Origin of the sequence: Streptomyces sp. NPDC085937 (assembly GCF_044540535.1) — a bacterium.
Lineage (GTDB): Bacteria > Actinomycetota > Actinomycetes > Streptomycetales > Streptomycetaceae > Streptomyces.
Genome location: NZ_JBITSH010000008.1, coordinates 260,934 through 279,418, shown reverse-complemented (window position 1 = coordinate 279,418; position 18,485 = coordinate 260,934). Strand labels below are relative to the sequence as shown.

Sequence of the window (18,485 nt, the reverse complement as noted above, 5' to 3'; positions counted from 1 at the left end):
ATAGTTGCGCTGCGGAAAGTGGCTGAACCGGGGGTGGGATGGGCGATGGCCGGGCACGCGGATCAGGAGCATCCGCACGGTGCTGACCGACTGTGCGAGGCCGGGGACCGCGTGTACTCCCGGGCCGTACGGCGCGGCCGGCTGCCGCGCCGCGAGGCCGAGCGGGTGCCCTGCCTGCTGGAACTGGCCCTGCTGCACCCGGATCCCGACGACATGGACTGGCTGGTGCCCACCGCCCCGCAGGAGGTCATGACCCGGCTGCTGCGCGGCATGTACGACGAGGTGAGGGCGAGTCAGCGCCGGGTCGGCTCGGCGGTGGCCGCCTTCGAGTGGTACGCCGGACTCGGCCGCCAGGTGCCCGTCGCGGGGGCGTCGGCGGAGGGCCCGGCGATCCGTGTGCTGGACGGACTGGCGCGCATCCAGGCCGCGATGGACGAGGCGACGCAGGCGTGCACCACGGAGGTCCTCACGGTCCAGCCGGGCGGCATCCGGCGTGAGGCCGAGCTGTCGGAGGGTCTGCACCGGGCGATGGCGCTGCGCGGCCGGGGCGTGCGCATGCGGGACCTGTACACCCATGTCGCCCGGCACGGGCACGGGCTGCTGAGCTATCTGGAGCTGATGGGCGACGCGGTGGAGGCGCGCACGCTGGACGAGGTGGTCGACCGGCTGATCCTGTTCGACCGCACGGTCGCCTTCATCCCCGCCAACGCCGAGCGCACGATGGCGCTCGAGCTGCGCCACCCGGCGCTGGTGGAGTACCTGGGCACGGTCTTCGACCGGCTGTGGCGGCTCGCCATCCCGCTGACCGCCCCGCTTCCGGACACCGGCATCGACGGCATCTCGCACCGGGAGCAGTCCATCGCGGCGCTGCTGGCGGAGGGCCACCAGGACGCGGTCATCGCGGAGCGCCTGGGCATCAGTGTGCGGACCTGCCGGGCGCACATCGCCCGCCTGTCGGAGACCCTCGGGGCGGCCAGCCGTACGCAGCTGGGGGTGCGGATCGCGCAGGCGGGGCTGGACGGGGCGCGGCACCCGGCCGTCACTCCGCCGGGTCGAGCACCCCGGACCGCGCGATGAGGTAGCCGAGCTGGGCCCGGCTGTGGCTGCCCAGCAGCGCGGCGAGTTTGGCGATGTGCTCCCGCGCGGTGCGGACGTTCATGCCGAGCCGGTCGGCGATGACGGCGTCGGTGTGCCCCTCGACGAGCAGTGTGGCGATGGCGCGCTGGCGCGGGGTGACGCCGTTGAGGGTGGGCTGCCGGTCCGCCTCCGGGTACATCGGGCTGGCCAGGCGCCAGAGCCGGTCGAAGGTGGTGACCAGGAACGTCACGATCGCCGGATGCCGGACCTCCAGGGCCGTCGAGCGCTCGGGGCCGGCCGGGATGAAGGCGACGGCGCGGTCGACGATCACGAGGCGGTCGGTGATCTCGTCCAGGGAGCGGGCCTCGACGTCGCCGGTGAGGCGTTCGTAGCGGGCGGCCAGCGTGGGCGCGTGGCGCAGGGTGTGCTGGTACAGGGCGCGGATGCGGCCGCCGCGGTCCAGCAGGTCCTGGTCGCGGCGGAGGGCGGGTTCGTGGACGGCCGGGTCGAACTTCACGTAGCTGCGGTGCGGCTGGACGGCGAGGAGTTCCGTGGCGCCGGTCATCGCCTCGCCGATGGCCCGGCCGATGCACTCCATGCCGCTGTGCCGGGTGACGAGGGGGGACTCCTGTTCCACCGGTTCGCCGGGGCGCAGCAGCGGGGCCAGGGTCTCCGCCAGGCGTTCCTGACGGCGCCGTTCCTCTGCGACGCGGTCCTCGGAGGCGCGCAGCAGCCGGTGCAGGGCGAGGTGCGGTGCGACCGGCTCCAGCCGGCTGGGGTCGTCCCCGGCGGGGTGGAGCAGGCCGAGGCGGAGCAGGAGCGGGGTCTCCGCGTCCCCCGAGGCGGGCACGTGGCCCTGGTCCAGGGCGCGGGCGTAGCGGTCCAGTGCCTCCGCCCGCAGCGCGTCCGCCGCTCTGTGTGGTGCGTCGCCGCTCATGCCTGATCGCCCCCCGGACCGGATCAGTGGTCCTGCTCGAGAATGCCGGACTGTGCGATGAGGTACCCCAGTTGGGCACGGCTGCCACTGCCGAGCGCGGTGGCCAGCTTGGCTATGTGTGCCCGGCAGGTGCGGACGTTCATGCCGAGGCGGCGCGCGATGGCCTCGTCGACGTGTCCCTCGACGAGCAGTTTGGCTATCGAGTGCTGGATGTCGGTGAGACCGTCCGGTGCGGTCTCGTACGGGGTGCCGGCGGTGAGGGGGACCGCGCGGCCCCACATGAACTCGAAGACCTTGATGAGGTAGCGGACCAGGCCGGGGTGGCGCAGTTCGAGCGCGACCTGCCGGTCGTCCCGGACGGGGATGAAGGCGACCGTGTCGTCGCAGACGATGAGGCGCTCGACCAGCTCGTCGATGGTGCGGTACTCCACCTTGCCGTCGGCGAACTGCTCGGTCCAGGCGATGCGCTCGGGGTTGTACCGGGCGGTGTGCTGGTAGAGCGTCCGGATCCGCACCCCGCGTTCGATCAGCGGCCGGTCGCGTTCCAGTGCCTCGATCAGGCGCTGCTCCGGGTGCCGGTTCTTCGGCTGGACGGTGAGCACTTCGTTCCGGCACTGGGAGGTCGCCAGGTCGAGCGCCTCGTTGATGCGGTCGAGTCCTTCGAGCACGGTGATGGAGTGGACCGGTTCCGCCAGGGGGGCGCCGAGTCCCATGAAGGGCTCGAAGGTGTCCGCCAACTCCATGGTCAGGCGCCTGCGTTCGCTGATCTCACGCTCGATCGGGTCCAGCCGCTGGGCCAGCACGACGGAGGGCGGGACGGGGCGCAGCCAGTCCGGGTCGTCGGGGTCGGGGTGGAGTAGGGAGAAGTCGACCAGACAGGGTGCGGCTTCGGCCTCCGCCCGGGGGATACGTCCCGTGCGCAGTGCGTTCGCGTACAGACGACTCCCTTCCACGCACAGCTCCGTCATGGGATGGGGATGCACGGTTTTGGTCCGATTCATTGTTAAATCTCCACCCCCCAGGCTCCTGAACATGCAGGAACATGATGCACCGATCGTGTGGCCATGACGTGCCCGAATGAGCCATCGTCTTACTTGACGGGGGAAAGGGGACCTTCGAGTGAGGACGAAGCCGACTATGCGTAAGAGAATGCGTCGCTCGGTGCTTGTCGCCGCCTTGTCCGCCGTTGTGGCCTTCGGTGCGCTGGGCGCCCTGTCCGGCGCGCAGACCGATGCCGAGGACGACACCGTCTGGTCGAGTGGGGCCGTGGGCGTGGTGGACGGCGAGGACGTGGTCCAGCTCCCGGCAGACACTGTCTGGAGCTGACGTGGCCACCCCACCTGACGACCGATCCTTCCGTCGTGAGATGGCGACGGCCTACCGGTCCGGATGGCATTTCATCGACCTGGTCACCGCCATCCCCCACAGCGGTGACTCGTTGATGGTGACCGTCTTCGGTGAGCCCGTGGTCGTCACGCGCGACGAGGACGGTGACGTACGGGCGTACCGGTGCCTGAGGCGGCCCAGGGGGGCGCCGAAGCCCGTGCGGTGTGCCATCCGGTACGGAATGATCTTTGTGAACCTGGACCAGCGGGACCACCGGCAGGTGGAGTCCGACTCCCCTGCCCCCAGGACCATCTCGGCCACCCCCCGCAGTGCCTGACGCGATTCCCCCGTCGTAAAAAGATCGCGCAGGTGCTTCCCCCCGCAGCGGCGTCACCGTGACCTGAACACGGTGACGCCGCTGCAGTTTTGAGGGATATTTCTGGGTATCCCCCGGATCGGGCGATGGCCGGAAGGGATCGCTCGCCGGTGCGAGCCGCGCCGCCGGCCTCAGCCGCGGCCCATCGCGCGCGTGAGCGCGATCTCGATGACGACCCGGTCCGGGTTGGGTCCCGGCATCCGTCCGTAGCGCTCCGCGTACCGCAGCACCGCGTCCTGAACGCGCTCCGGTTCCGTGCGGACCCGCGCGCGTCCCTCCAGCGTCGCCCACCGCCCGCCGTCCACCTGGCAGACCGCTACCGGCGCGCCCTCGTCCCCGGCCGCCCGCACATGGCGGACCTTCGCACTGGTCCGGTTGGTGATGACCCGGGCGAGGCGCGCCTCGGGGTCGTACGTCACTCCGACGGGTACCAGGTGCGGTGTGCCGTCCGGGCGAAGGGTGGTCAGCGTGCACAGGTGCCGTTCGCGCCAGAAGCTGAGGTACGACACGTCCGGATCGCCCGGATCCACCGAATACGTGAGGGTCATGACCCCGGAACTTAGCCCCGAGTTCCTCGCGGTCACCACCTTGAGTGGATTAGACTCAAGTTTGTGGACGTTGGCACAGTCAGCCACGACCACCGCTGAGGGTCACCGAAGGGCACCAAGGAGGAGAACGGACACGTGGACGCCGAGCTGACCAACCGGAGCCGGGACGCACTGGCCGCCGCCGGCAACCGGGCCGTGACCGAGGGGCACCCCGACCTCACCCCCGCGCACCTGCTGCTCGCCCTGCTCGCCGGGCAGGAGAACGAGAACATCACGGACCTGCTCGCCGCGGTGGACGCCGACCAGGCCGCCGTACGCTCCGGCGCCGAGCGGGTCCTCTCCGGGCTGCCGAGCGTCACCGGATCCACCGTGGCGCCGCCCCAGCCCAACCGCGAGCTGCTCGCCGTCGTCGCCGACGCCCAGGCCCGCGCCCAGGACCTCGGCGACGAGTACCTGTCCACCGAGCACCTGCTGACCGGCATCGCCGCCAAGGGCGGTGCGGCCGGGGAGGTACTGTCCCGGCAGGGCGCCACCGCGGACAAGCTGCAGGAGGCCTTCCAGAAGGCGAGGGGGACGCGCCGGGTGACCACTCCCGACCCGGAGGGCCAGTACAAGGCCCTCGAGAAGTTCGGCACCGATCTGACCGCCGCCGCCCGCGAGGGCAGGCTGGACCCCGTCATCGGACGGGACCAGGAGATCCGGCGGGTGGTGCAGGTGCTGAGCCGCCGCACCAAGAACAACCCCGTGCTGATCGGCGAGCCCGGCGTCGGCAAGACCGCCGTCGTCGAAGGCCTCGCCCAGCGGATCGTCAAGGGCGACGTGCCCGAGTCGCTGAAGAACAAGCGGCTGGTCGCGCTCGACCTGGGCGCCATGGTCGCGGGCGCCAAGTACCGCGGCGAGTTCGAGGAGCGGCTGAAGACCGTCCTCGCGGAGATCAAGGAGTCCGACGGGCAGGTCGTCACCTTCATCGACGAGCTGCACACCGTCGTCGGCGCGGGCGCCGGCGGCGACTCCGCGATGGACGCCGGCAACATGCTCAAGCCGATGCTGGCCCGCGGCGAGCTGCGCATGGTCGGCGCCACCACGCTCGACGAGTACCGCGAGCGGATCGAGAAGGACCCGGCGCTGGAGCGGCGCTTCCAGCAGGTGCTGGTCGCCGAGCCGACCGTCGAGGACTCCATCGCCATCCTGCGCGGGCTCAAGGGCCGCTACGAGGCGCACCACAAGGTGCAGATCGCCGACAGCGCGCTGGTGGCCGCCGCGACCCTCTCCGACCGCTACATCACCTCCCGCTTCCTGCCGGACAAGGCCATCGACCTCGTCGACGAGGCCGCCTCCCGGCTGCGCATGGAGATCGACTCCTCGCCCGTCGAGATCGACGAGCTCCAGCGCGCCGTCGACCGGCTGAAGATGGAGGAGCTGGCCATCGGCAAGGAGACCGACGCGGCCTCCCGGGAGCGCCTGGAGAAGCTGCGCCGCGACCTCGCCGACAAGGAGGAGGAGCTGCGCGGCCTCACCGCCCGCTGGGAGAAGGAGAAGACCTCCCTCAACCGCGTCGGTGAGCTGAAGGAGAAGCTCGACGAGCTGCGCGGCCAGGCCGAACGCGCCCAGCGCGACGGTGACTTCGACACCGCCTCCAAGCTGCTCTACGGCGAGATCCCGGGCGTCGAACGCGACCTGGAGGCCGCCTCGGAGGCCGAGGAGGAGGTCGCCAAGGACACCATGGTCAAGGAGGAGGTCGGCGCCGACGACATCGCCGACGTCGTCGCCTCCTGGACCGGCATCCCGGCCGGCCGCCTGATGGAGGGCGAGACGCAGAAGCTGCTGCGCATGGAGGACGAGCTGGGCCGGCGGCTGATCGGCCAGACCGAGGCCGTGCGGGCCGTCTCCGACGCCGTGCGGCGCTCGCGGGCCGGCATCGCCGACCCCGACCGGCCCACCGGCTCCTTCCTCTTCCTCGGCCCCACCGGCGTCGGCAAGACCGAGCTGGCCAAGGCGCTCGCCGACTTCCTCTTCGACGACGAGCGGGCCATGGTCCGCATCGACATGTCGGAGTACGGCGAGAAGCACTCGGTCGCCCGGCTCGTCGGCGCGCCCCCCGGCTACGTCGGCTACGAGGAGGGCGGCCAGCTCACCGAGGCCGTCCGCCGCCGCCCGTACAGCGTGGTGCTGCTGGACGAGGTGGAGAAGGCCCACCCCGAGGTCTTCGACATCCTGCTCCAGGTGCTCGACGACGGCCGCCTCACCGACGGCCAGGGCCGCACCGTGGACTTCCGCAACACCATCCTGGTGCTGACGTCCAACCTGGGCAGCCAGTACCTGGTCGATCCGGTCAGCACCGAGGCCGAGAAGCGCGAACAGGTCCTGGAGGTGGTCCGGGCGTCGTTCAAGCCGGAGTTCCTCAACCGTCTCGACGACCTCGTGGTGTTCTCCGCGCTCAGCAAGGCCGAGCTGGAGCGCATCGCGGAGCTCCAGATCACCGCGCTCGGCCGGCGCCTGGCCGAACGCCGGCTCGCCCTGGAGGTCACGCCCGGGGCGCTGGCCTGGCTGGCCCAGGAGGGCCTGGACCCGGCGTACGGCGCCCGGCCGCTGCGCCGCCTGGTGCAGACCGCGATCGGTGACCGGCTCGCCCGGGAGATCCTCTCCGGCGAGATCAAGGACGGCGACACGGTCCGGGTGGACCGCTTCGAGGACGGGCTGATCGTCGGTCCGGCCGGCGACGCCGGAACCGGCAAGACACTCTGAGTGACGGTTCCGCTTTCCGGGCCCGATGTCCCCCGCGGACGTTGGGCCCGGAGCCTTTCCGGGTACCCCGGACCTGACCGGATCGAGTCAGCCCTCGGCTGACAGGCCCGTCGGGGCTTGCCACCCCCCTCCCCGCATGGGGGAGGATGGCGGGATCCGTACGAAGGGAAATTCACGGTGACCATCGACCCGTCCTCGATTCCGAATTTCGGGGGCCAGCAGCCCGAGCCGCAGCCCCAAGGACCGGCGGGCCCCGTCGTCCCGGATCAGGACCTCGTGAAGCAGCTCCTCGACCAGATGGAGCTCAAGTACGTCGTCGACGACGAGGGTGACCTCGCGGCGCCGTGGGAGCAGTTCCGCACCTACTTCATGTTCCGCGGCGAGGACGACCAGCAGATCTTCTCGGTGCGGACGTTCTACGACCGGCCGCACCAGATCGAGGAGAAGGCACAGCTCCTCGAGTCCATCGACGACTGGAACCGTCGCACCCTGTGGCCCAAGGTCTACACGCACACCCACGACGACGGCACGGTCCGTCTCATCGGTGAGGCGCAGATGCTGATCGGCATGGGCGTCAGCTTGGAGCACTTCGTCTCCTCGACGGTCAGCTGGGTGCGGGCCGCCATCGAGTTCGACAAGTGGCTCGTCGAGCAGCTCGGCCTGGAGTCGGAGATCAACGACGCGGAGAAGCCCGACGACGACGCGTGAGCGCCCTGGGGCGCGGGCGGCGGCACCGGCCAGGTGCACGCCGCCGGGGAGCCCAGCCCGGCCCGGAGGCCGGTCCGTGCGGCCGGTCGCGGAGCCGGGCTCTCTCATGCCCTCTTCCGCCCTGCCGTCCCCGCCTATTCTTGGGGACATGACAGCCCAGCCGGCCCCGCGCGACGCATCCCGAGGCGTTCTGCGCGCCTCCCACGACGACCGTGAGGCGGTGGTGGAGCAGCTGCGCGACGCGGCCGCCGAGGGGCGCATCGACCTCGACGAGCTGGACGAGCGGCTGGAGCGGGCGCTCACCGCGAAGACCTACGCCGAGCTGGACGCCCTCACGGCCGACCTGCCGAAGCCGTCGGCGCCCACGGACCTGCCGCCCCTGGAGCTGAAGGGCGGCCTCCACGGAGCGTCCCGCGGCCCCGCCCGCTGGGAGGTGCCCGCGCAGGTGATCGCGCGCGGCGGCCTGGCAGGCGTGAAGCTCGACTTCAGTCGCGCCGAGTGCCGGTTCACCGAGGTCACGGTGGAGGCGTACGGGGAGGCGGCGGGCGTCACGATCGTCCTCCCCGACGGCTGGGCGGCCGACACCACCGCGATGGACCCCGGCATCGGCGGTCTGAAGGACACCACCACCCCCGACCGCCTCCCAGGCACCCCCCTGATCCGCCTCACCGGCTCCGGCGGCATGGCGGGCGTGGTGATCCGGCATCCGAACCGGTGGGAGCGGCGGAAGCTGGGGAACGACCGGGCACGGGGTTAGGGCCTTTCGTTCGGATCAGGCCGGGCTCGCGGGCCCTGGCACCGCGCCTCGCCGCGTTGTCGTCGGTTGTCAGGGCTCCGCCCTGCCGCCCTCCTCCGCCTTGCGATGCACGGCACCAGACCCCGCTCCCTGATCCGGCCTGATCCGAACGAAAGGCCCTAGCCCGTTCGTCGCGCCGCTGGTGGGTCCCGCAGCCGGAGGCGGGCGACCCGCTCCTGCGGGCCGCGACGGGCCGCGACGGGCCGCGGAGGTCCGCCCGGCCGGGCCGGGCCGCGTCAGTGGCGGGGTGCGGCCGTGGAAGCGAGGTAGGCGAGGGCCTGTGCGCTGCGGCTGCCCGGTTCCGCCGACCCCACCAACAGTTCCTGGCCGGGCGCCGCCCGTACGCCGAAGCTCTCGTAGGTCAGCTCGATGCGTCCGGCCTCGGGATGGACGAACACCTTGAACGCCCGGGCGGGAGCACCGGCCTTCTGGTCGTCCCACAGGGCACGGAACTCCGCCGACGCCTCCAGCAGTTCCTGGGCCTAGCCGCGGCTCAGCGGGCTGCCTCCGACCTTGCGGGCGAGGCGTCCGATCAGCACGGCGTTGACCAGTCCGGCCAGGACCACGCCGGCGGTGAGGACCAGCGTGCCCAGCCAGGGGAGCGCGTACTCGGCCGGAGCCGACACCGCCACGGCGAGGAAGCTGAGCGGCGCCGCCGCGAGGATGGGCCAGATCCCGGCGAACCCGGGGTCGGGCGACAGCAGCACGGCGTACAGGAAGGTGCCCAGGGCCGCCGCGACCACGGCGACGTAGACCCGCGCGGGCCAGTTGTCCACGGCGGCCGTGAGCAGCGCACGTCCGGGGCGCGCCGAGGGCGTTCGGTCGGGTCTGCGGGCGAGCGCGCCGAACGCGGCGGCGTTCACCAGGGCACACAGCAGCAGCCACCCGCCGTACAGCGCGGCCGCCACCACGTCGGCCGCCCCGCCCTCCGTCGTAACCGCCCCGAAGGGCAGGAACACGGGCAGGAAGGAAAGCGGAGCGGTGAGCAGCGCCGACGCCATGGCGTACGGGCTCGCCGGGGCCAGGAACAGCACCAGGACGCCGAGGGCGACGAGGCCCAAGTAGGCGCGGGCGGGCAGGGTGTCCGTGGCGAGAGCGAGGAACTGCCGCGGGCGGCGGCGGGGAGAGGCCGACATGGGAGGCCCTTCGATCCGGTCCGGATTTCTTGATCACCACAGTGACCGGAAGGGCCCGCCCGGACATGAGTACCGGTACTCACCACATGACGGGGGACGACTCAGCCCGCGCCCGTACGCCACACCCCCGGCAGGCCCCTCACCCGGCGCCACCGATTCCCTGTCGGCGAGGGTCCGGTGGGCCACTGACCTCCCCGAAGAACCGGGGGAAAGAACTACCCGCCCACCCACCCTCCCCGCGGAAAGGCCCGCGTCACTCGTGCGAGTGACCGGCTTGCAGGTGCGGAATGCGGGCGGCTACGTTCGCCGCGACAAGCTCGACGATAACCAACGAATACGGCCCCCGGCCGGGACTGGCATCCCGACCGAAGGCCTGACCGTTCAGGAAGAAAGCCCCTTCCCAATGGCTGACTCGCAGTTTAACGCGCTCCCGCGCGCCGACGCCGGAGCTCCGACCTCCGGTGTGATCCACGTACGCACCCGCCTCACCGCCGACTTCACGGTGATCTCCAACGCCCTCGCCCAGCGGCGCGGCAGCGCGGTCACCATCGGAGTCGCGGTCTACATCCTGTCCCTGCCCAGCGGCAGCATCGTCAGCATCTCCGCTCTGCGCGCGCACTTCACCGAGGGCGAGATCCTGATCTCGCGGGCACTCAGGGAGCTGGAGGCCGCCGGATACCTGGAGCGCCGCCGCGAGCGCACCCCGTCCGGGCAGATCCGCACCCGCACCTACTTCTACGACGTTCCCGGCGGGCCACCGGAGCCGGATCCGGACGGGCCGCCGGAACCCCCCGAGCCGCCCCGCCCCCGGAAGCCGCCCGCAGGTGAGACGTCTTCCGTCTCCGTCGCCGCGCGGGAGGAGGCGTCGGCGGAACTCGCGGACGTGGACCCGGAGGCGGTCGCCGTGCTGGCGTCCCTGCGGCGCGTCGACAAACGCCTCGTGCTGTCCGAGCGGGAGGCCGTGCGGCTGGCGCCCGCCGTCACCGCGTGGCTCGCGGCCGGTGTGGCACCCGCCCAGATCACCAGAACGCTCACGACGGGGCTCCCCGACCGGTTCCTGGCCCGCCCGGCGGGCATCCTCGGCTTCCGCCTCCGCGAGATCCCCCTGCCCGCGCCGCCGCTCCCGCCGCTCCCGGAGTACCTCGGCAGCCCGGCCGTACCACCCCTCCAGACCTGCGACGGCTGCGACCGCGCCTTCCGCGCACCCCACCCCGGCCACTGCCGCGACTGCCGGAAGCTTCAGGCCGAGGGGACGTTGCGTGCTGCCTGCTGAGGCGCGGGGCTCTCCGGACAACCAGCAGCTGCCGAGTGCGGACATGGCCGGGCGGCTCGACGCACACCGCGAAGCCGTCCACCACGCCGTGGCGCGGGGCGGACCCGCTGCCTACGCCGTGCGACGCGACCGCATCGAGCGCACCTGGCCCTGAGTTCGCTCAGCGCGCCCCCGCCGACTTGAGGCGGGCCGCGGCCTCCTCCAGGACGTGGCGCTGCTTGCAGAAGGCGAAGCGGACGAAGGGGGCGCCCATGGCCTGGTGGTCGTAGAAGACGGCCGTGGGGATGGCGACGACGCCCGCGCGTTCCGGGAGGGCGCGGCAGAAGGCGATGCCGTCGGTCTCGCCCAGGGGGCGGATGTCGGCGGTGACGAAGTAGGTGCCGGAGGGACGGTAGACCGTCAGGCCGGCCTCCTCCAGGCCCGCCGCGAGGACGTCCCGCTTGGCGAGCATGTCCGCGCGGAAGCCGGTGAAGTACGACTCCGGCAGGGCGAGGGCCTCCGCGACCGCGTACTGGAAAGGGCCCGCGGAGACGTAGGTGAGGTACTGCTTGGCCGAGCGGACCGCCGTGACCAGCTCGGGGGACGCGGTGATCCAGCCGACCTTCCACCCGGTGAAGGAGAACGTCTTGCCCGCGCTGGAGATGGTGACCGTGCGGTCGCGCATGCCGGGGAAGGTCGCCAGGGGGATGTGTTCGGCGTCGTCGAAGACCAGGTGCTCGTAGACCTCGTCGGTCACGACGAGGAGGTCCCGCTCCACGGCCAGCTCGGCGATCGACGCCAGCTCCGCGCGGGTGAGGACCGTGCCGGTCGGGTTGTGCGGGGTGTTGATCAGCAGCAGGCGGGTGCGGTCGGTGACCGCGTCGCGCAGCTCGTCGAGGTCCAGGCGGAAGCGGCCCCCGCCCGGGCGGAGGGTGACGGGGACGCGGGTGCCGCCCGCCATGGCGATGCAGGCCGCGTAGGAGTCGTAGTACGGCTCCAGCGCGATCACCTCGTCGCCGGGCTCCACCAGCGCCAGCAGCGCGGCGGCGATGGCCTCGGTGGCGCCCGCGGTGACCAGGACCTCGGTGTCGGGGTCGACGGCGAGGCCGTAGCGGCGCCGCTGGTGCGCGGCGATCGCGGTGCGCAGCTCGGGGATGCCCGGCCCCGGCGGGTACTGGTTGCCGAGCCCGTCCCGCAGGGCGCGTACGGCGGCCTCCCTGATCTCCTCCGGGCCGTCCGTGTCGGGGAAGCCCTGGCCCAGGTTGATGGCTCCGGTCCGCAGGGCGAGGGCCGACATCTCGGCGAAGACCGTCGTCCCGAACTCTGCGAGCCGGCGGTTGAGGAGGGGGCGCGCGCTGGAGGTCATGCCGGCCATCCTGCGCCGGATCACCGGCGTCCTCAACTCACCTCCGGGCCACGGGGTCGCGTGTCATCCCTTGGCCCGGGCACGGCGGAGCGTGACGGCGTCCGGGGCCGGGTAGGTACCCACCGCTCCGATCCCGATCCGACGAGGGACACGACAAGGGGACCGGCATGACGGCCACGGCCCTGTTCTGCGGAGACATCGCCTTCGACGTGGCGCTGCGCGTCGCGCACCATCCGGCTCCGGACGAGAAGACGCACGCCTTCGAGAGCCTGGTGAGCGCCGGCGGTGTGGCGGCGAACTCCGCTGTCGCCTGCGCCCGGCAGGGCGTCACGACCGCTCTGATCGCCGACGTGGGCGACGACGTGCTCGGCGCCCAGGCGATCGAGTTCCTCGCCGCGCGGGGCGTCGACGTCAAGGGGGTGACCCCGGTGCCCGGCAGGACGGCGGTCTCGGTGTGCACGCTCGCCGGCGACGGGGAGAAGCGGCTCGTCTACACCTCGTCCGTGTCGCAGTACCCCTCGCCGCGGCGGCTGCGTGAGGCGGGCCTGGACGGCGTCGAATGGATCCACACCTCGTGCCTGCACCCCACAGCCGCCGCGGTGCTCGCCCGGCGGGCGCGGGAGGGCGGCATCAGGCTGTCCGTCGACCTGGAGCCCCCGGCACTGGCGCACGGCATGGAAGCCCTCGCACCGGTCCTCGACGGGGCGGAGGTCGTCTTCCTCAACGAGCAGGCCACGGCGTCGCTAGGCGACGTGGACGCCTTCGCCGCCGGCCACCGTGTGCGGTCGGTGGTGCGCACCTTGGGACCGCGGGGGGCCACGCTGACCCAGGGCACCCGGCGGATCGGCGTCGCGCCGCCGCCCTCGGCGCCGGTCGTCGACACCACCGGAGCCGGTGACTGCCTGGCCGGCGTCTATGTCGCGCGCCGCCTGTCCGGCGCGGACCCCGCTACGGCGCTGCGGGCCGCGGTGGTCTCGGCGACCTCCGCCTGCGGCCACCTCGGCGCCCAGGGCGGCTACCCCGACCGGGAGGCGACGGACGAGCTCATGGCCCAAGCTCCGCCTGCCGAACGGGAGTCCTGAGGACGCGGGGCCGCCGAAACCTCTGGAGTTGCTCAACTCTGCTTTGGGGTGGAGTGGGGGAGGGCATGTCCCGGTCACACCGTGAGCGAGGCACCCACGGGGGCTGCTTCGGGGGATCACGGGGAACCGGAAGGAGGGTGGCGCCATGACTGTCGGCATCATCCTGGTAGTGCTCTTCGCCCTGCTCGTCGTGTTCGTGTCGCGGACGTCCCGCAGGTCGGCGCTGCGTCGCGCCGAGGCGGGGGCTGGCCGCCGACGCGGCGGGTCGTCCTCGGGCGGCGGCCACACCGACGGGGGCAGCGGCGGCTGGTGGGCCGGCGGCGGCGCGGCCGCGACCAGTTGTGGATCGTCCTCCGACGGAGGCTCGTCCTGCGGAGGCGGGTCGTCCTGCGGAGGGGGCGGATGCGGCGGTGGAGGCGGCTGACACGGGGCAGCACGGCTCCACTTCGGGAGAACGCATCCGCGACGGCGGGGTCCGCACCTGGGGCGGGCCCCGCTGTGGCGTTCAGCGGCGGCACGGACTCCGGTTCCGGTTGGCGCGTGGTGCGGGGGAGTGCGACGTCACTCGGGGCGTACGCCGTAGTGGAACACGTGAGCTGTGGAGCCCCCTAGGGGATGGAAAGCCCACGAAGTTGGGTAAAAACGCTGTGGTGGCAGCACAGTTCATGATTCCCTATAAATCACCAGCGCAGCCATCGGACCTCCCCGCGGACCCTTCTTCCAGCCGGGCGACCGGGCTGACGGGCCGAGTCCCCGGTCCCACCGGGGTGCGCGGACCCGTATTTCTTCCTTGTGTGCTTGCGGAGCCGATCCATGCTCACGACCCTGAACACCGCCTATTCCGACACGCGCGCGGCCGACCTCGCCTGGGCACTGGGGCGCGAGCCGCTTCCGGCGCTGGCTACCCTCGACCTCGAACTGCAGGGGGCCAGACTTCAGTTGCGGCTGCTCGGCGCGTCCCACCAAGTGCTCCTGGAGGAGGAGCGTGGCCTCTGCTCGGAGACGGTGGCGTGCATCCCGGGCAGCAGCACGCCGCTTCCGCTGGGCGTGGCCAAGCGGGTGGACGACTGGGAGTACGAGTTCGCCGCCCGGGTGGAGGTTCTGCCTCCGGGCGCCTTCGCCGGCCGGGCGCAGGAGCTGCTCGCCCTGGTCTCCGACCACCCGCAGGGCCTCGCCGGGGTGTTCCCCGGCAGTCCGCACGCGTTCACGGCGATGCTCGCCCGCAGCCACGAGGGCCAGTTCCACTGGCGCACCTGGCACGCCTACCCGCAGGACGGCCAGCTCGTCGCCACCCGCACCCGCGTGGGAGCACGGGTGGCCGCCCATACCGGTGCCGTGCGGGCGTAAACAAAAATCACGCGTGTGGGTGACGTTGTGCGATGGGAGCGTGACGTAACGTCCCTGGGGTGATCGAACCGCAGGCCCCCGCTCCGCCCGGCTCCACGCAGTCCTGGGACGGGCCTGACGGCTCCCGGGTGGACGACACCGCGAGTGAGCTGCCGCTGCCCGTGGGGCAGGGCACCGGGCGGTGGCTGGTCCTCGCGGGGGTGTTCGTGTGCGCCGCCTGCGGACTGGTGTACGAGCTGGAACTGGTCGCGCTGGCCGCGTACTTGATGGGCGACTCGGTCGTCCAGACGTCCGTCGTGCTGTCGGTGATGGTGTTCGCGATGGGCATCGGCTCCCTCGCCGCCAAACGGCTGCGCCGGCACGCGGCGGCCGGGTTCGGCGCGATCGAGGCGGCACTCGCGCTGGTCGGCGGATGCAGCGTCATGGCGCTGTACGCGGTGTTCGCCTGGACCGGCGACTGGGGCGGGATGTGGGCGAACGGCCCGCGCTGCCTGCTGGTCGCGTTCTCCCTCGCCACCGGGCTGCTGATCGGCGCCGAGGTGCCGCTGCTGATGGAGCTGATCCAGCGGATCCGCCGCCAGGACGCGGGCGGCGCGGTGGCCGACCTGTCCGCCGCGGACTACGTCGGTGCCCTGGTCGGCGGACTCGCCTTCCCCTTCCTCCTCCTGCCGGTGCTGGGCCAGTTGACGGGCGCGCTGATCACCGGCGCGGTCAACGCGGTCGTCGGCGGCGCGCTGGTGCTCGGGCTGTTCCGGCACGACCTCACCCGGCGCGCCCGCCGTCTGCTGGTGGTCGCCAACGTGTGCGTGCTCGCCCTGCTCGCCTCCGCCGCCGTCCTCGTCGACGACTTCGAACGCGCCGCCCGGCACGCCCTGTACGGCGAGGACGTACGGGTCGCCGTGCACACCGACGTGCAGGAGGTGCTGCTCACCGGCGGCCGGGACGGACGGCCGCTGAACCTGTTCCTCGACGGGCGGCTGCGGGTCAGCGGCCGGGACGAACTGCGCTACCACGAGGCCCTGGTGCACCCCGCGATGGCCGGACGGCACACGCGCGTGCTGGTGCTGGGCGGCGGCGACGGGCTGGCCGCCCGTGAGGTGCTGCGCCATCCCGGCGTGCGGCGGGTGGACGTCGTCGAACTCGACGAGGGCGTGGTGCGGCTGGCCCGCCACGACCCCGCGCTGTCCGCGCTCAACGCGCACTCCCTCGACGACCCCCGCGTCCGGGTGATCACCGCGGACGCCTTCGACTGGCTGCGGACGGCACCCCCGGCCGCGTACGACGTCGTGGTCGCGGACCTGCCGCACCCCGGGATCACCGCCAGCACGAAGCTGTACGCCCAGGAGTTCTACGGCCTGGTCCGGAGGGCGCTGGCCCCGGGCGGGCGGCTCGTGGTGCACGGAGGCGCGGTGGCGTCCCGGCCCCGCGACTTCTGGACGGTGGACGCGACCCTGCGCGCCGCGGGCCTGCGCACCACCGCCTACCGGGTGCGCGGCCGGCAGGCCGGGTTCGCCGCAGGACCCGACCGCGGCCCTGCGGACACGGCCCGCGCCCACCGCGACTGGGGGTTCGTGCTGGCCGCCGACCGGCACGCCCCCCGGCCGCGCCTCGACCCCGCCGGACCCCGGCCGCGGACGCTGACCGACTCCTCCCTGGCGGCGGACATCCGTGCGGCGGAACGCACCCGCGTGCGCGGACTGCGCCCGTCCACGCTGGTCCACCCCCGCTACACGGACTGACCCCCTGACCGCGCACCGCACCGACGCGCCGTGACTTCTCACGGACGGGGGTGCGGTCCGGCGTCCCGTGGGTAGGCTCCGCACTCATGGAGCACGAGGTGTTCGTTCCGGTCGAGGCGGAGCGGCTCAGGGAGGTGCTGGACGACCCCGCGCGGGTCGCCCGGGCGGTGCCCGGGCTCCAGCACGACGCCGGTGCGGATCCCGTCGCCGGGCGTCTGAAGGTGCGCGTCGGCGGCTCCTCCATCACCTACCGCGGGTCGGTACGGGTGACCCCGGAGGACGACGGGGCCTACGCCGTCGAGGGCGAGGCGGCGGAGGCGCGGGGGAGCGGGTCGGTGCGGCTGGCGCTGCGGCTGCGCCCGCGCGCGGTGGACGCCGGCACGGCGCTCGTCGTCACGGGGACGGCGACGGCCGGCGGGCGGATCACTCAGGTGCCGCCGGAGGCGGTGGCGTCGGCGGTCACCCGTCTGCTCGACCGCTTCGGGGAGAACCTGGGCGCGATCGCCGCGGAGGAGGCCGGGGCCGGGCCCCGCCCGCCCGCGGAGTCACCGGAACAGCTGTCGGCGGGCGACTTCGAGCCGCAGGCCACCACCGACTTCGAGACCACCCCCGACGCGGAGGACCCGGCCCCGCCACCGGAACAGCCGAAGCCGACCGGCACGTCCGGACCCGGCTCCGCGTCCGACGGCACGTCCGAGCCCGCGCCGGAGTCCGAGGAACCCCCGGCGTCCGAGCCGCCGTCCGCGCCCGGGGCCGAGCCGGAGGCCGGCCCCTCGGACGAGCCGCCGCCGCAGTACGGCGCCGGGAGCGGGCCGGAGCCCGTCGGGCTGCCGCCCGGGTTCGGGGACGGGCCGTTCGGGGACGACGAGGACGACGACTCCCCCGCCGAGGCCGCGCACGCCCGCCGGACGATGATCGGCCGCAGCGCCGAGGAGGTCGACCACGCACCCCCGCGCGGCCGGTACGCCCCGGTCCCGGCGCCCCAGACCGTCGCCTCCCCGACCCCGCTGCGCTGGGCCGCCCCGGCGGCGGCCCTCGCGGTCGCCTCGGCCGTCGTCGCCATCAGAGCCCTCCGCCGCCGCCACTGACCACCCCACCGGTGGTCCCGCCCCACGGGAGCGGGCCCCCGGGTGATCCGCATCCGGTGGCCCCGGCCCCCCGCCCGCGACGCCCCCGGCCCCCGCCCTCGCGGACGCGGACCCCGCCCGCGGACGCGGACCCCGGCCCCTTGATCACCCCAGTAGGGTCGAAGGGTGAGTAACGAACACATCACGCTGACCGCGGGTGACGCGGAGGTGGACGTGCTGCCGGGGAACGGCGGACGGATCGGGGGGCTGCGGATCGGCGGCGTGGAGCTGCTGCGGCAGGGGGAGAAGTTCGGGTGCTTCCCGATGGTCCCCTGGTGCGGACGCCTGCGCGACGGCCGGTTCCGGGACGGCGCCACCGTGCAGCAGATGCCGCTCAACGCCCCGCCGCACGCCATTCACGGCACGGCTCGCAACTCCCCCTGGCGCACCGCCCGCAAGAGCACCGACGAGGCCGTGCTGACGTACGACCTGACCGATCCGTGGCCGTACTCGGGGCGGGTCACCCAGCAGGTGGCGCTCGGTGAGGAGTCCCTGACGCTGACGATGGGCGTGGAGACGTACGAGTCGTCGTACCCGGCGCAGATCGGCTGGCACCCGTGGTTCCTGCGCAACCTCGGCGGCGAGGACGTGACGATCGGTTTCGAGCCCGCCTGGCAGGAGGAGCGCGGGGAGGACCACCTGCCCACGGGACGGCGCGTCGACCCGAAGCCCGGCCCGTGGGACGACTGCTTCGGGATGCCCGGCGGGGTGGACGTCACCCTCACCTGGCCGGGGCAGCTCCAGCTGAAGGTGACCAGCCGTGAGGAGTGGGTCGTCGTCTACGACGAGCAGGACGAGGCCGTCTGCGTGGAACCGCAGACCGGACCGCCGGACGGACTGAACACCCACCCGCGGCTGGTCACGCCGCTGGAGCCGCTGGAGGCCTCGACGACCTGGACGTGGACCCGCCTTTAAGCTGGCGG

Annotated in this window: 19 protein-coding genes; 13 read left to right on the top strand and 6 right to left on the bottom strand. The window is 73.0% G+C overall.

Features of this window, described 5'->3' with window-relative positions; all coding sequences use genetic code 11:
• The first annotated feature begins 45 nt into the window (after window positions 1-45).
• Window positions 46-1,077: a LuxR C-terminal-related transcriptional regulator gene (locus tag ACIF8S_RS19475; protein ID WP_400000383.1), complete on the top strand. Its 1,032-nt coding sequence runs from the start codon at window positions 46-48 to the stop codon at window positions 1,075-1,077.
• Here ACIF8S_RS19475 and ACIF8S_RS19470 read toward each other — a convergent pair.
• Window positions 1,040-2,014, bottom strand: coding sequence for a helix-turn-helix transcriptional regulator (locus ACIF8S_RS19470; protein ID WP_400000308.1), 975 nt, complete (start codon window positions 2,012-2,014; stop codon window positions 1,040-1,042). The two genes, ACIF8S_RS19475 and ACIF8S_RS19470, sit on opposite strands and share 38 nt — an antisense overlap.
• Window positions 2,015-2,037: 23 nt before the next feature.
• The gene (locus tag ACIF8S_RS19465; RefSeq protein ID WP_400000306.1) at window positions 2,038-3,015 is read right to left on the bottom strand and encodes a helix-turn-helix transcriptional regulator; all 978 of its coding nucleotides are present in this window, start codon (window positions 3,013-3,015) and stop codon (window positions 2,038-2,040) included.
• Between the two features lie 136 nt (window positions 3,016-3,151).
• Here ACIF8S_RS19465 and ACIF8S_RS19460 point away from each other — a divergent pair, with 136 nt between their 5' ends.
• Both ACIF8S_RS19460 and ACIF8S_RS19455 read left to right on the top strand, forming a co-directional pair.
• Window positions 3,152-3,340, top strand: a complete 189-nt coding sequence (locus tag ACIF8S_RS19460; RefSeq protein WP_215213286.1) for a hypothetical protein — start codon at window positions 3,152-3,154, stop codon at window positions 3,338-3,340.
• A 40-nt stretch (window positions 3,341-3,380) separates the two neighbouring features.
• Window positions 3,381-3,677: a (2Fe-2S)-binding protein gene (locus ACIF8S_RS19455; RefSeq protein ID WP_167534435.1), complete on the top strand. Its 297-nt coding sequence runs from the start codon at window positions 3,381-3,383 to the stop codon at window positions 3,675-3,677.
• Between the two features lie 170 nt (window positions 3,678-3,847).
• On the opposite strand, the gene ACIF8S_RS19450 is transcribed toward ACIF8S_RS19455, so the two are convergent.
• Complete coding sequence (locus tag ACIF8S_RS19450; RefSeq protein ID WP_400000304.1) at window positions 3,848-4,264, bottom strand: pyridoxamine 5'-phosphate oxidase family protein; 417 nt, start codon at window positions 4,262-4,264, stop codon at window positions 3,848-3,850.
• Between the two features lie 135 nt (window positions 4,265-4,399).
• Here ACIF8S_RS19450 and clpB point away from each other — a divergent pair, with 135 nt between their 5' ends.
• From clpB to ACIF8S_RS19435, 3 genes are all read left to right on the top strand, one after another.
• Complete coding sequence (gene clpB, locus ACIF8S_RS19445; protein WP_400000303.1) at window positions 4,400-7,009, top strand: ATP-dependent chaperone ClpB; 2,610 nt, start codon at window positions 4,400-4,402, stop codon at window positions 7,007-7,009.
• A 177-nt stretch (window positions 7,010-7,186) separates the two neighbouring features.
• Window positions 7,187-7,717, top strand: coding sequence for a YbjN domain-containing protein (locus tag ACIF8S_RS19440; protein WP_349795302.1), 531 nt, complete (start codon window positions 7,187-7,189; stop codon window positions 7,715-7,717).
• Window positions 7,718-7,865: 148 nt separating this feature from the next.
• Window positions 7,866-8,474, top strand: a complete 609-nt coding sequence (locus ACIF8S_RS19435; protein WP_400000300.1) for a DUF1707 domain-containing protein — start codon at window positions 7,866-7,868, stop codon at window positions 8,472-8,474.
• A 275-nt stretch (window positions 8,475-8,749) separates the two neighbouring features.
• Here the strand turns inward: ACIF8S_RS19435 and ACIF8S_RS19430 are convergent, their stop codons facing one another.
• Window positions 8,750-8,983, bottom strand: coding sequence for a hypothetical protein (locus ACIF8S_RS19430; RefSeq protein WP_400000381.1), 234 nt, complete (start codon window positions 8,981-8,983; stop codon window positions 8,750-8,752).
• A 12-nt stretch (window positions 8,984-8,995) separates the two neighbouring features.
• Window positions 8,996-9,649, bottom strand: coding sequence for an SCO4225 family membrane protein (locus ACIF8S_RS19425; protein WP_400000299.1), 654 nt, complete (start codon window positions 9,647-9,649; stop codon window positions 8,996-8,998).
• A gap of 403 nt (window positions 9,650-10,052) precedes the next feature.
• On the opposite strand from ACIF8S_RS19425, the gene ACIF8S_RS19420 reads away from it, so the two are divergent.
• Both ACIF8S_RS19420 and ACIF8S_RS19415 read left to right on the top strand, forming a co-directional pair.
• The gene (locus tag ACIF8S_RS19420) at window positions 10,053-10,922 is read left to right on the top strand and encodes a hypothetical protein (RefSeq protein WP_400000297.1); all 870 of its coding nucleotides are present in this window, start codon (window positions 10,053-10,055) and stop codon (window positions 10,920-10,922) included.
• Complete coding sequence (locus ACIF8S_RS19415; protein WP_400000295.1) at window positions 10,909-11,076, top strand: hypothetical protein; 168 nt, start codon at window positions 10,909-10,911, stop codon at window positions 11,074-11,076. The genes ACIF8S_RS19420 and ACIF8S_RS19415 overlap by 14 nt, the downstream gene beginning before the upstream one ends.
• 6 nt (window positions 11,077-11,082) lie before the next feature.
• Here ACIF8S_RS19415 and ACIF8S_RS19410 read toward each other — a convergent pair whose 3' ends face one another.
• Window positions 11,083-12,276: a pyridoxal phosphate-dependent aminotransferase gene (locus ACIF8S_RS19410; RefSeq protein ID WP_400000379.1), complete on the bottom strand. Its 1,194-nt coding sequence runs from the start codon at window positions 12,274-12,276 to the stop codon at window positions 11,083-11,085.
• A 158-nt stretch (window positions 12,277-12,434) separates the two neighbouring features.
• On the opposite strand from ACIF8S_RS19410, the gene ACIF8S_RS19405 reads away from it, so the two are divergent.
• The 5 genes from ACIF8S_RS19405 (at window position 12,435) to ACIF8S_RS19385 (ending at window position 18,477) form a co-directional block, all read left to right on the top strand.
• Window positions 12,435-13,349 carry a carbohydrate kinase family protein gene (locus tag ACIF8S_RS19405; RefSeq protein ID WP_400000293.1) on the top strand — a complete coding sequence of 305 codons (915 nt, stop codon included), beginning with the start codon at window positions 12,435-12,437 and terminating at the stop codon, window positions 13,347-13,349.
• An 813-nt stretch (window positions 13,350-14,162) separates the two neighbouring features.
• A complete protein-coding gene (locus ACIF8S_RS19400; protein ID WP_400000292.1) occupies window positions 14,163-14,696 on the top strand; it encodes a DUF2617 family protein in 534 nt (177 codons plus the stop codon).
• Between the two features lie 59 nt (window positions 14,697-14,755).
• Window positions 14,756-16,435, top strand: coding sequence for a polyamine aminopropyltransferase (locus ACIF8S_RS19395; protein WP_400000290.1), 1,680 nt, complete (start codon window positions 14,756-14,758; stop codon window positions 16,433-16,435).
• Window positions 16,436-16,521: 86 nt separating this feature from the next.
• On the top strand, window positions 16,522-17,523 hold the full coding sequence (locus tag ACIF8S_RS19390; RefSeq protein WP_400000289.1) for an SRPBCC domain-containing protein: 1,002 nt from the start codon (window positions 16,522-16,524) through the stop codon (window positions 17,521-17,523).
• 165 nt (window positions 17,524-17,688) lie between these two features.
• Window positions 17,689-18,477: an aldose 1-epimerase gene (locus tag ACIF8S_RS19385; protein WP_400000287.1), complete on the top strand. Its 789-nt coding sequence runs from the start codon at window positions 17,689-17,691 to the stop codon at window positions 18,475-18,477.
• The last annotated feature ends 8 nt before the right edge of the window (window positions 18,478-18,485 follow it).

Bases quoted from the DNA above. Each gene is read 5' to 3' on its own strand.
- ACIF8S_RS19475 (WP_400000383.1), top strand. From the start codon at position 46: ATGGCCGGGCACGCGGATCAGGAGCATCCGCACGGTGCTGACCGACTG.
- ACIF8S_RS19470 (WP_400000308.1), bottom strand. From the start codon at position 2,014: ATGAGCGGCGACGCACCACACAGAGCGGCGGACGCGCTGCGGGCGGAG.
- ACIF8S_RS19465 (WP_400000306.1), bottom strand. From the start codon at position 3,015: ATGAATCGGACCAAAACCGTGCATCCCCATCCCATGACGGAGCTGTGC.
- ACIF8S_RS19460 (WP_215213286.1), top strand. From the start codon at position 3,152: ATGCGTAAGAGAATGCGTCGCTCGGTGCTTGTCGCCGCCTTGTCCGCC.
- ACIF8S_RS19455 (WP_167534435.1), top strand. From the start codon at position 3,381: ATGGCGACGGCCTACCGGTCCGGATGGCATTTCATCGACCTGGTCACC.
- ACIF8S_RS19450 (WP_400000304.1), bottom strand. From the start codon at position 4,264: ATGACCCTCACGTATTCGGTGGATCCGGGCGATCCGGACGTGTCGTAC.
- ACIF8S_RS19435 (WP_400000300.1), top strand. From the start codon at position 7,866: ATGACAGCCCAGCCGGCCCCGCGCGACGCATCCCGAGGCGTTCTGCGC.
- ACIF8S_RS19425 (WP_400000299.1), bottom strand. From the start codon at position 9,649: ATGTCGGCCTCTCCCCGCCGCCGCCCGCGGCAGTTCCTCGCTCTCGCC.
- ACIF8S_RS19420 (WP_400000297.1), top strand. From the start codon at position 10,053: ATGGCTGACTCGCAGTTTAACGCGCTCCCGCGCGCCGACGCCGGAGCT.
- ACIF8S_RS19410 (WP_400000379.1), bottom strand. From the start codon at position 12,276: ATGGCCGGCATGACCTCCAGCGCGCGCCCCCTCCTCAACCGCCGGCTC.
- ACIF8S_RS19405 (WP_400000293.1), top strand. From the start codon at position 12,435: ATGACGGCCACGGCCCTGTTCTGCGGAGACATCGCCTTCGACGTGGCG.
- ACIF8S_RS19400 (WP_400000292.1), top strand. From the start codon at position 14,163: ATGCTCACGACCCTGAACACCGCCTATTCCGACACGCGCGCGGCCGAC.
- ACIF8S_RS19390 (WP_400000289.1), top strand. From the start codon at position 16,522: ATGGAGCACGAGGTGTTCGTTCCGGTCGAGGCGGAGCGGCTCAGGGAG.